This window comes from cyanobacterium endosymbiont of Epithemia turgida isolate EtSB Lake Yunoko, from assembly GCF_000829235.1.
Classification (GTDB): Bacteria; Cyanobacteriota; Cyanobacteriia; order Cyanobacteriales; family Microcystaceae; genus Rippkaea.
In genome coordinates this window covers 806702-819490 of sequence record NZ_AP012549.1, presented here as the reverse complement: position 1 = coordinate 819490, position 12789 = coordinate 806702, and the positions used below count along the sequence as shown (strand labels likewise).

General features: G+C 31.6%; 5 protein-coding genes and 2 pseudogenes. 3 read left to right on the top strand and 4 right to left on the bottom strand.

The annotated features are described in order from the left end of the window. Positions 1-172: 172 nt before the first annotated feature. Complete coding sequence (locus tag ETSB_RS02495) at positions 173-1321, top strand: SpoIID/LytB domain-containing protein (RefSeq protein ID WP_044106072.1); 1149 nt, start codon at positions 173-175, stop codon at positions 1319-1321. A gap of 1701 nt (positions 1322-3022) precedes the next feature. On the opposite strand, the pseudogene ETSB_RS10225 reads toward ETSB_RS02495, so the two are convergent. Next, positions 3023-3793: pseudogene (locus tag ETSB_RS10225) on the bottom strand (ferredoxin:protochlorophyllide reductase (ATP-dependent) subunit N); the annotation flags it as partial. 310 nt (positions 3794-4103) lie between these two features. Then, positions 4104-4864 (bottom strand): annotated as a pseudogene (locus ETSB_RS02490) (AAA family ATPase); the annotation flags it as partial. A 2608-nt stretch (positions 4865-7472) separates the two neighbouring features. Here ETSB_RS02490 and ETSB_RS02485 point away from each other — a divergent pair. Then, entirely contained in the window at positions 7473-8279 is an 807-nt protein-coding gene (locus tag ETSB_RS02485; RefSeq protein ID WP_044106071.1) for a TlyA family RNA methyltransferase, read from the top strand. On the opposite strand, the gene mraY is transcribed toward ETSB_RS02485, so the two are convergent. Beyond that, the gene (mraY, locus tag ETSB_RS02480; RefSeq protein WP_044106070.1) at positions 8276-9373 is read right to left on the bottom strand and encodes a phospho-N-acetylmuramoyl-pentapeptide-transferase; all 1098 of its coding nucleotides are present in this window, start codon (positions 9371-9373) and stop codon (positions 8276-8278) included. The genes ETSB_RS02485 and mraY overlap by 4 nt on opposite strands. Positions 9374-9448: 75 nt before the next feature. Further along, positions 9449-9667, bottom strand: a complete 219-nt coding sequence (locus ETSB_RS02475) for a DUF3134 domain-containing protein (RefSeq protein WP_044106068.1) — start codon at positions 9665-9667, stop codon at positions 9449-9451. A 791-nt stretch (positions 9668-10458) separates the two neighbouring features. On the opposite strand from ETSB_RS02475, the gene ETSB_RS02470 reads away from it, so the two are divergent. Further along, positions 10459-11673, top strand: coding sequence for a M20 metallopeptidase family protein (locus ETSB_RS02470; RefSeq protein WP_044106067.1), 1215 nt, complete (start codon positions 10459-10461; stop codon positions 11671-11673). Positions 11674-12789 lie beyond the last annotated feature (1116 nt).

The following is a 12789-nucleotide window of genomic DNA, read 5'->3' as shown; positions in this document are numbered from 1 at the left end:
GAGAAATGGCGTGAAGATGGTTAATTTTGTCGAGCTTGAATATCTTGACAGAGTTCAACTTATCTGAGCTATTCATCCGAAGTTTTCTCAGTATCTGTAATCACCTCTCAAGTCCTTTTAATTTTGCGATAAAATTTTCATATTTGTGGATGTGTGTGAGGAGAATAAGTAAATGTCACAAAACCATAACTTAGATTCTAGAGTCTGGACGTTCAAACTCTCACAGATTTTGTTGGGACGCTATTGCTGGTTAATAGGAATAATTTGGATGATTTTGAGTTTTCCAGTTCAAGGGGCTACTGAATTACGAGTTGCCATTGAAAAGGGTGTTGGTAGTCTCAAAGTAGGAAGTTCTACCCTTGCTATAATCCGAGATGGGGCAGGACGTAAATTGGGAGAATTAACTCAGTTAGAGGCTTTTGCCGTGAAGCCTCTTCGTAGTGGAGTAAATCTCGATCAATGGAATTCCAATCAAATTGTCATTGAACCTACTAAAAACGGCTCTATTTGGATCAGTGATCGTTGGTATCGGGGCAAGGTAAGACTAATTCGTCAGGGACATGGCATAACAGCAGTTAATTTGGTCAATTTAGAGGAATATCTTTACAGTGTGGTGGGGTCAGAAGCTTATCCAACTTGGCCCATGGAAGCTCTTAAATCCCAAGCTGTGGTTGCACGCACCTACGCTCTCTACAAAAGTTCTAAGGGAGAGAATCGTTACTACGATCTTGATACAACCACTAAAACCCAGGTGTATAAGGGATTAGAAACTGAATTTGTCACGACTCATGAAGCGGTTAATGAGACAGCCGGTCAGGTATTAACCCACAATGGTAAGGTCATCTTGGCAGCCTTTCATTCTTCGTCTGGAGGTCATACCGAAAATGTTGAAGATGTTTGGAGTTCCCCTCTACCTTATCTGCGTGGCGTGCTGGACTACGATCAACTCGCCCCCGTTTTCCAATGGCGTAAGTCTTTTAGTGCTCGTCAAATGGGACAACTCATCGGCGGTGTAGGAGCAGTAAAATCACTGATTCCCCAACGAACAACCCCTCACGGACGAATTATTACCCTGAAAGTAGTAGGAACTCACGGTTCTAAAAATATTACTGATGATAATTTACGAAAAGCTCTCGATCTGAAAAGTACCTTATTTACTGTTTCTGCCAATGATGAAACATTCCAAATTGATGGTAGAGGTTACGGACACGGTATTGGTCTGAGTCAATGGGGCAGTCATTACCTAGCAGAACAAGGTATCTCCTATGCCCAAATTGTCAGCCATTACTATCAAAATGCTCAGTTAACGACCTTAAACTAAAGTTTGGTTAATGTGGTGACATTCATCAAGTGAGCACAGGTCTAATCTCTATAAAATTAAACAATTAATCAACTTTGCTCACTTGATGGTAAAACTATTTGATAATAAACTGTTTTTCCATCTTTTTTTCTAGAAATTTATTCTAATATTGTCGATATAATTATAAGATTCTTTTGGGTATAATTTTTATCTATTTGGTGTTTTGTTCTGTTGTTTCCTTTTGTGGAAATTATTCTTTAAGGCAATATTTTAGTGATTACCCTACTTTCCATATTTTCATGATTTAGAAAGTGTATTGGAGAACGAAAAAACCTAACAGGGAGAACTATCACATTACTAGACATCAGGGTTAGTGCTGGACTGTGCTGGACTAGATTCAGTGTTATTGCCACTATTTTCTTTGACAATGTCCAAATTCTTTCTTATAAAATCATGGTCGGTAACTTAGTTATTTCTTCTTATCCCGAAATAGTTGAAACATAACTATTAATTAGTAAGTCAGTAGATGAAGTTTGGCAGATAGCGTTAGCTGATTTAAAAGCTATCTTATATCGATTTTAACTTAAACTATAACAATTATCAAAAAAATTGTTTTCTCTCTGCCTCTGCTGATACTAGTAAAACTATACTTAACTTTATTTTATCGGTCATTATTGCTGAGATGCGGATAATTAATAAAGAGGCCTTAATTTATCTGGTTGCTTTAATTTTATTGTGGTTAACTATCCAATAAAATAAATAATTTTTATCTTTTACTGCCACTACTATTCAAGAGATAACTCATAATACCATTTAGATTATCATCCAAGAAAATCTCCTTATTAAGGTTAGTTTGATGATGACAAAATTACTTTTTTTTGTTTATTAACTCTTCTGTGTTTAACTTTGCGTAGTCCTAATAATATTAATTGATTGTTTTACAAAAACTATTGTAGTGTCTCAAGGTTAACCTATTTTTAGGTTAATAATTTTAATTAATGTTTTAGGATTAACCTTGATTTTTAGAAGTTGTTACTCTTGTTGAGATAGATAATTGTCTCTTTTTGTTGAAAACTATTATTCAGAAAGAAAGATAGCACTATTTTCTAGCAGTAATTAACCTTTAAATATTCTTTAATTTTATGCATCAAGGATTGTAATACCCTGGGTATAAAAAAATTATTTGTATATATACAATTAAAATTAAATTATTTTAAATAAATATTTTAATTTTATATTGTTTATTGCTCGTTTTTTATTTTTGAAATACTTCTAACTTGGAGTTTATTTCTCTCGTAAATAAGTGTTACTAAAATTAAGTTTTGTTTTATTTACTCAAAGATATTTTTAATATAAAATTTATCTTTGTTTTAATGAATTAAAGTAATGTTTAAAATCCGAGTCTATAAATTTTAATAATAAAAATTAAAATCAATAATTTTATTAATTTATATTATATAATATTTATTTTTTTTTATAATTTAGTTTTAAATACACCTTAATTTTTAGTAGTTGATACATCAAAAAATAAAACTATAACTTATGCAATTATTACAATTTAAATTTTCTTAAAAAGACTTTGATATTCGGTTAAACTAAACGCATTGTTATAGAATTCTGCTATGACAATTAAACTTGTGTATTATTTTTTCTATAAACTGACTACAAGTATTTTATAGAAATAGCTAAAGGTTATTTTATAGATGTTTTATAAATAACACTAATAGGGAAGGACGCACCAATTAATTTATACTTACGGCGGCACATCAAAGTTGTTGCAGTCCGTGATAGAGATGGACTAACCCCACTAACCCCACTAACCCCACTAACCCCACTAACATAATATACCTCATTAATCAGCGACAACTATGTGCAATGTTTAGGGGATAACCAACCCGCAATTATGACCTCTTGTTTCTTCAACTCTAGGGTTAAATTAGTAACAAATGGATCAGGAAGAGAACCAAATAAAACTAAAGGAAGATGGTCTATATATTTTAAATTATCTTGCGTTACATTCTTTTTATTTCTTTTTGGGACACTTATGTACCATTGCTGCTAAGATTGTATCTTCCCCGTGAGGGGAAAATACAATCTTAGCCATTTGCGCACGTAGTTACAATCGTAATATTGATTTTTTTAAAAAATTTGGGGGCTAACTCTTTCAAGTCTATTTTGATCATTTAAGTTGTACAACTGCCAATCCAAACGGTAACATTAAAGTTGCAATCACGTTTAATTTATAAACACAATCTTTTAATTGAGCGGAAATATATTCCTATTCTAACTCTGCCATTGCCTAACGAGGTTCTGCAAAAATCATTACTACTATGGTATTTTGTAGAAAGTAACCACAGATTTTAGTTCCAATAACTAAAAAGAAACTATCCTCATTGAGGATAACCAAACTATGTAATTAATGGAACAAAAAGCATTATAGTTTCCAGTTTTAAAGTAAAATTGTAATACAGTAGGTTTGTGTGTCGTAGTCATAATTGATAATTTTCTTAGTTAAAGGAAGTTGTTGTTTAATTTCTTCCAGTTCTTCAGTTACTGATGATAATTATGGAGATAGTTTTATTTTCTACTTTGCTTTTTTGGGGTTAGGATTAAAATCTCACTTCAAAACTTATATTGATTACGTTATAAAGATTTTCATAAACATTAGTTCGTAGTGTAGTAAAGTTGTCAAACCTTATTTTAAATTGTTTTAAAAACGATACTTTAAGCCTAAACTATAACTATCATTTAATCTAACTTTTATTTGTTATTCTTAAGAGAGGCTTAGGGTAAACAATTCCTAATCCTGAGCACTATATGGAACCACTCCTTTTGGCATTGCTAACAATTGGTCAGCAATATTGAGATAGTAACTACAAATGTACTCAAGAGAGGTATTTTTGTCTGACATTTCAAACAAGGTTTTGAGCTTGAGCTGAACACGGAAAAACCGAATATCTTCAATTAAGGGTATAACTTTTAACACAGGCATAGGAAACACTTCAATATATTTATCAATAAAATTACGCTTAAAAGTACGGTTTCCAATTAATCTTGTCAAACGTAAGGGATAAGTTTTTACTTTTTCCCGAACCGAAGCACCAATACGGTTAGCAGCAAATAAGGCATCAAAACTATTATCGGTCATAATTAAACAATAATCCGTATAATTCAACTCTGCAGCAACTCCGCCAGAAACTACGTCGCCCAACACATCAAATATGATGACGTCATGCTCATCAAATGCATTCAATTCTTTGAGTAATTAAACAGTTTCTCCAACTACGTAACCTCCACAACCTAATTTTCCACCAGCTTCCACGCAGTTGACTACCACATAGCTTTTGCCGGTGACATCTTTAGGACATTTTCGTAGTGAAAGTCTTTTTCTTACAAGGTATAATGATAGTGATTAAGGAACCAGGTTAGAGTAAAGGTGCTGTCGTGCTTAGGATCATAATCAATTTGTAAAACTTTCTTACTTCGTTTGTCCAATGCTGTAGAAATATTACAGCTCATAGCAGATTTGTTAATGCCGCCTTTACCGTCAACTGCAAGTCTCAAAGTTAAAGTTCGTTTTCTTCTTAAAGATCTCTCTTAATGGTTGTTTGCTTATAGCTACCTCAACTGGGGATCAACAGCAGCCTTCTTTGGTTAATCTCATTACTAGAAATTACGGTCTATTTGAACGAAAAATAAAATATCAGTTCTAGAGAATTTAGAGTTTTAGAAAGCTTTTTAAAGAGATAAATAATCTTTACATTTTTAATAAATTAGAGGTTTACTTTCACTGATGTTTATAGGAAAAAGTACTAAACACTATAGCTATAACATTGATAAAATTATATATAAAATACTGTAAGCTGATATACTGCTGACTTGACATTAATGTCATGATTGTTCCTTGTGTTGCTATATTATATAGTTTATGAGTAAATTAACTCGTTCCAAGACTTCCTCCATACCTTATCTTTTCATAATGTCGTTACTAATAACACTTACATTCTATATATTGAGAGGACTAAAGGTTTTGAGCTTTTTTCCAGGAGGGATAGCGCTGATATTGGTAACTATCTCAACTTTGCTAGGTATCTTGTACAGCGCACAAAGCAATCGACACTAAAAATAACAAGTATAATAGAGTTCTCATCTTTACCATATTTATGATCAATTTTATTTCTTATTCTAAGCAATTATTCCCTTTGTCTAAACAATTTGAACATCTCAGCGATTGTTTTTAAAAAATCAGGAAAAGTTCAACTTGTTCTTGCTAAGATCTTATAAAAATAGCCAAATAACTAAAAATTAGTAAGATCTCACTTAGTAAAAATTTTAGCTATGCCAGCAAATCTCTTCCGGTTTATTTATTTTTTCAATAAAATTATAAATAAGTTTTGAAAAAACTACATCAAGTGCTCACATTATAAAAATCAAGAGAAGTTTAACTGTAAATTTGATTCTCGGAAGTCGCTTAAATCAAATAATATACCCCTTTTTTACCTTTGTAAGAGTGTTTTCTAGAAAAAAGTTCAACGTGGAGATAAATTTACAGAAAAGTTAAGTTTTCTTAAAGAGAAGATAGCATAGGCTGATAAGATATAGCATAAAAATTATTGGAGAGGCCTTAAAGAGTGAAATCAGAATGTGATCAAAAGAACTTGAGTGAATAAACAAGAAATAGAAACAATGTTCAGAGATTTAGGTCGAGACTTATAGATGGGAGAAAACTTATATATTGAGACAGTTAATAATTAATAAAAAAAGTAAACGCAGAAATAATATAAATTAGTGATTAATTAGATACTTAAAAGTAAATTATTGAACTAGAAGCTAAGAAGCTTAAAATAATAATTAAAAATAAAGCACTCTGTTAGTGTTAAATAAAAGTAGAAGGTATTAATAATAAATTGAAGTTGATCAAAAGGAGACTCTATGAATTTATAAATTTTGCTAATTTTTAACTTTTGATTCTTATAAACCGGCGTTTGACTGGGCAATTATACATCATCAGTTTAGTATAACCGCTTTTGAAAATTTATTTAACTTAAATAAATTTTTTCCTCAACTTCGACTTGATAAATACCCTTAAACAGGAAGGTGACATTAATGGATTAAATTCATTATAGCCGACTATACTAATATACTTTGAGGTTTATTTATGGAGATTACTTTTGATAGTGTAATCTTTATTAGCATAGTATTGCTTATTTATGTTCAATTAATATAGGTGAATTTAAATTAGTATAAAATATAAATTTATTGTAAAATAAACGATATTTAAATATCAAGTCATTTCAAAATCTAGTCAATAAAATTAAAATAAAAAGCGCTATGAAAGTTAATTCATGCTCCAACTTTTTCAGACAATAACAGGAATATAAATTTTATGCTTAAATAAAAAAGTATAGAAACTAAAATAAATTGTATATGAGGTGAACCTATCACAAAATACAACTAGAACAACAATCTCTAGATAGATTACTAAAACAAAAAGAGGATTGTGAAATTATATAAAAAGAAAATATAAAATATAAAATCTCTCTAAGAGAGATAGTCAAAAAGAAAATGAAAGAGCTTATAATAGTCAATAATTATATTAAGTTTTTTAAAAATCATAAACAGAAAGAAACAAAAGTGATTATAATGACTAATTTATGTCCTAAAAACAAGGATAAAAAAACATAAAAATTACAGAAAAAAAATAAAGCTGGAGAACATGGAAAATACAAAGAAATATACGTAGTGATTATTCTTGATAATTACTTATTGTCTATGAGTGGTTTAGTTTAAGCTGAATTAAAACAATGTCAAAAAAAAGAGTTTTATCTATTGTATCTATCAACTCATAGTCTAGTATGGAATATAATGAAAAGGTGATGATACAAAATAAAAACTCATATAATCACTTAAAGTATGTTTTAATGGGATTTTACTATAACAGTTAAACAAGGTTTTGCTCAAAATAACAGCTCTAAAAAGAGTAAATTAAAGCAACACAAATTTTACTCTACTTGCTTAAGTACAAAGATAAAAATTAATTTACCTCTTTTAGGGTTTGTTTATAACCGCCTGCCTACTCAGTCAAAGAAACATATATTTTTCTATAAAAACACATGTTCTTTTTTATAATTTAGATAAATAAAATTTTTGCAAAAAACAAAAAGTAAAATCTGTGAGTAAACAACGCCTCGATATTTTATTAGTTGATAAGAACCTGTGTTCTTCCCGTCAAGAAGCCCAAGGATTTATTCGAGCTGGAGAAGTTAAGGTACATCAGCAAGTTATTGATAAACCAGGAACCCGAGTCGATATTACAGCCGACATTCAACTACAAGCTAAAGCCCGTTATGTTTCTCGTGGTGGTTTTAAGCTCGAAAAAGCTGTAAATACTTTTAAGATAGCTATATCAGGGCGAATTTGTCTAGATGGCGGTATTTCTACCGGTGGATTTACTGATTGTTTATTGCAGGCTGGGGCAAAACAGATTTATGGAGTGGATGTAGGTTATGGACAAGTGGCATGGCGTTTACGTCGAGACGAGCGCGTTATTTTGAAAGAAAGAACTAATTTCCGTTATTTAACCTCTGATGATTTATATGGAAACAGTCCTCAAGCTGACTTAGGGGTAATGGATGTTTCCTTTATCTCTTTAACGAAATTATTAGAACCCCTGTGGAATTTATTAGTGGTTCCCAAAGAAGTCATTTTGTTGGTTAAACCTCAGTTTGAAGCAGGGCGGTCGCGGGTTGGAAAAAAAGGGGTTGTTCGTAACCCCAAAGATCACGCCCAAGCTATTGACCAAGTTTTACAAGCTGCTTGTTCTCTGGGATGGTCCTATCAAGGATTAACTGAATCTCCTATTACCGGACCTGCAGGAAACTTGGAATATTTATTATGGTTGCGTTGCGATCAACATAAAAAATCACCTCAGCTTAAAACGCTTGAGGACTTTACCCGATCCATACTCAATGTGTACTAGGTTAAAACTACAGCTAAAACTGCCAGTCCTGCATTCACTAGGTAGAATGTTCCTACAATTTTGGTTTCAGCCCAACCACTTAATTCTAAATGGTGATGCAATGGAGCCATTTTTAGCAATCGCTTGCCTTGTCCATCAGGTCCTTTAGTTGCCTTATAGTAGACAACTTGGGCAATAACTGAGAGAGATTCAACAAAGAAAATCCCACTGATGATAAATAATTCCCAAAGATTGCCACTAAGAATACCCACTGCCCCAAGGGAACCCCCTAATGCGAGAGAACCTGTATCCCCCATAAAAACCTTAGCAGGGTTACGGTTGTGTACGACAAATCCTAAACATCCTCCACTCAGACAAGCACAGAAAATCATTAATCCTGAGTTGTCAGAACCCACTAATACTCCTAACCCCAAAAAAGCTAAGGACCCATTTCCTGCAGCTAGTCCGTCTACCCCGTCAGTGAGGTTAGTGGCATTACTCTCAGCTACTAGGACAAATCCTGCAATTAACCAAAAGAAAAGTCCTAAATGCAAAATCAGATTACCAGGAAGGGTGACATCAGTAATGCTAGATGGTTGACTCTGAAATACCCAAAAACAAAACCCAATAGCGATTACGATTTGTAGAATAAGTTTTCCCCAAGGGCTAATCCCTTTATTGGATTGTTGTCGTAGAATCTGCCAATCATCTATCCAACCAATGCCAAGATAAGCAAGGGTAACGCCTGAAACAGCAATAACAGCAGGATCAAAGTTTGTCCAGACTAGAGCTACGATCACTCCAACAGGTATAAAAAAAATTCCCCCCATAGTTGGGGTTCCCGCTTTGGTTAAGTGAGCTTGGGGACCGTCTTCTTGGATAATTTGTCCAGTTTTAAGCCGTCGTAGCAGGGGAACGATCCCATAACCAAGAATTGCACTGATAGTGGCGGAAATACCAAGAGGAAAAATAAGTGTCAGGCTAAAGTCAACTGGTTGTCCTACAAGTTGAACTAACCCTAAAACCAAAAGGTTTAACAGCACTATTAATAGAACTAGTAAAAAAGTCCCTGATGGTTTTGTAAAGAAGGTTGAAGGGAAAAATTTAGCGTCCACAACTATCTTGAATATTGGATTAGAATCGAATAACAATCAACACAGACAATACAGCGTGAGGTTGTATAGACTAATTTAGTCTTCGTCTAAATCAATATCATCATAGCTATCATCAACATCCATCAATTCTGAGATTTCTTCATCCTCTTTCAGGGGAATTATCAGGGTTTCTTGTTCGCAGGGAATCAGACGGTCATTGGTTTTTAACCAATCTAGGATAGAAGAATCATATTTAACTGGAATCACCACAGCTGGCTCATAACGTGGTTCTTGGCGCCAAGAGGGATTGTACATAGGTTTACCCTTAATTTTACCGAAACACTATTAGAGTTTACCATTGAAATCCCTTTTTTGTCTCTATAGTCAAGAAGTTTTATACTTACTGCTAGTTAATGTCTTCTTCAGTTTACAGAATTTATATAAATATGTGAGTGATCCTTATTTTAGTCTAGTCATTGTAGAAACCTCTTTAGATGATTGATCTTAAAAATATCTGTGTTTCTACCCTTTAAGTTAAAATAATTATTATTTTCTCTTTAAAAAGATTAAATAGTGAATTATTTTTTTATACCATATATACATAAGTACAAAATTCATATATAAATGAGTAAGGTTATTTTAAAAAATATTTATCTTGTGTATAATTGTTTTCAATGAATCGAGATTTTCATATATAATTAAACCCTTGAAAGTAGAGAATAGAGAACAACAAAAAAAATAAAAATAATTTTAATAAAATTATTTTTATTTTTTTGCGAGCATAATTACTACCCTTTCATATAAAATAAGACGAGGTTTTCTTAGATTAGTTTAGCCTTATGCTAGATTTAAAAATCTTGTGTATTTATCCAAATATAGTTTTATTTATGTATCTTTCCACCATACTTATATTTAAGGCGAGACTTATTTTAATCTGTGCTATTTACTAAATTATCAAATCCTTAAAATCATTTATTTTTTTTTCTCTCAACTATATCCCTGTTTCTCATTCTTAATTGTTGAGTTTAGAATCTTAGATTCGGTAAAATACCTTGTTGATAAAATATTAGAATAGAGTAATGTGTTTTCTACATCTGTTACTTCTGATGGCTTCATCTAAAATTTTCTCAATTCCTAGCATTAACTTCTCTAAAATTCGCTTAGATATTCGTTCCTGTCGATCAAAATTAGTTCAATGGCGTAGACGGTTGCACATGCAACCAGAACTAGGATTTCAAGAACAAGCAACAGGGGCTTTTATTTCCCAAATTTTAAGAAAAATAGGTATTCCTCATCAAACAGGAATTGCTAAAACAGGAATTGTCGCCACTATTACTAGTCCCTATCCTGGACCAGTTTTAGCAATTCGGTCTGATATGGATGCTTTACCCATTCAAGAAGAAAATGAGGTTCCTTATCGTTCCCAAAACAGTGGTGTAATGCACGCCTGTGGTCACGATGGACACACGGCAATTGCTCTGGGAACGGCTGATTATCTGTGGCATCATCGCCATGATTTTAAAGGAACTGTTAAAATCATTTTCCAACCGGCTGAAGAAAGTCCAGGAGGAGCAAGACTGATGATTAATGAAGGAGTTCTCAAAAATCCTGATGTAGATGCCATTATTGGATTACATCTGTGGAATAATTTTCCTTTAGGGACAGTGGGGGTGAGCAGTGGACCGTTGATGGCAGCAGTAGAGTGTTTTCACTTAAATATTTTCGGAAAGGGTGGGCATGGGGCAATGCCTAATCAAACTGTGGACTCTGTGGTAGTTAGTGCACAAATTGTCAATGCTTTACAAACAATTATTTCGCGTAGTGTTAATCCTCTTGACTCGGCCGTCGTTACAGTAGGGGAACTTCATGCGGGAACGGGATTAAATATTATTGCAGATAAGGCTAGGATGAGTGGTACTGTGCGCTATTTTAATTCTAATTTAAAAGGATATTTTGGTCAACGTATTGAAGAAATCGTTACGGGAATTTGTCAAACTTTTGGTGCAACTTATGAGCTAGATTATTGGTGGTTGTATCCTCCGGTTATTAATGATGAAAAGATGGCAGATTTAGTGCACTCAGTGGCTATGGATGTTATGGAAACTCCTGCCAAAATCATTTCTTCTTGTCAAACTATGGGAGGAGAAGATATGTCTTTCTTCCTACAAGAAATACCAGGATGTTACTTCTTTTTGGGATCAGCCAATCAAGATAAAGGGTTTACTTATCCTCACCATCATCCTTGTTTTGATTTTGATGAAACAGCACTATTATTAGGAGTTGAAATCTTTGTTAGAGCCGCTGAAAATTTTTGTAAGTAGGCTTAAAAACCAATATTAAGTATAATAATTTATTAGTGTAAACAGTTATACACAGGTGAATTTTATAATAGTTTAACTAGGACTATACTATGTTTATAAAAACATGACCGAAAGTTTTTTTCTACAAAAGTTTCATTTACAAATAATAGTTAACCTTCATAAATAGGATGTTTTCGGACAATATTAATCTATTTATTATTTGGTATCTACAAAGTGAAGTTTGGCTATGTTTAGGCTCTAAATTAAAGTCTTATTATGGAAAAATTAAGCCAATATAGCAGCACTCAAAATAATTAAGATGTTTTAACATTATAGAGCTATTTTGCGGCTTATTTACCATTGTCTATTGCCCAGCGCTCAGCACTAAGTAGTTGGATATAAATAAACAATACTATATTAATTTATATCGTAAATTTTAATATAATTTACATAAATATATACCAAAATATATTAATATAATTAGTTATCATAATTATGATTAATTTATGCTATTTATTGTCTAGCAATTTATCAATAAACCAAATTTTAATTAATAGAATTATGGAATAATCAATAAGGTAAAAAAAGATAATGTTCAAAACGACAATATAGAACAGTTTATAAATAAAGTCAATAAAAAACAGAAAAGTTATAATATAAAACAATTATTTAAAATATTAACTATATTAAATAATGTCTATAAAAAAAACGACAATCAACAATATTTGTAAAATAAACACTTAGAAAAAATTTGTTAGAAAGAGATCTATTGCTATACATAATTTATAGTGAATATTATAAAAAAAAATTAATTATAAATTAGTTATTTATTTAAATTTGCTGATCAGTTAACAGAATATTAATTAGAACGAATTAAAAACCGCAGAAAAATTTTTAGATAAATAAGTATAAACAATAAAGCGAATAAAAAACTTAATTAAATAGTTTTAAATACCTCAATTTTTAAAATTTATAATCAGAGATATATGTTTCAATTAGCAGTAAACTACTGTAGGTTAAAATAATTATAAAATTAGATATTATTAATTATTTTTATAAATTTTGACTTTATATTTTTATTAAATTAAATTCAATTTAATTTAATGATTACATCCCACAGTAAGTTCTTTTTTACTA

Excerpts from the sequence above, each read along its gene's own strand:
- ETSB_RS02495 (WP_044106072.1), top strand. The coding sequence starts at position 173 with ATGTCACAAAACCATAACTTAGATTCTAGAGTCTGGACGTTCAAACTC.
- ETSB_RS02475 (WP_044106068.1), bottom strand. The coding sequence starts at position 9,667 with ATGTACAATCCCTCTTGGCGCCAAGAACCACGTTATGAGCCAGCTGTG.
- ETSB_RS02470 (WP_044106067.1), top strand. The coding sequence starts at position 10,459 with ATGGCTTCATCTAAAATTTTCTCAATTCCTAGCATTAACTTCTCTAAA.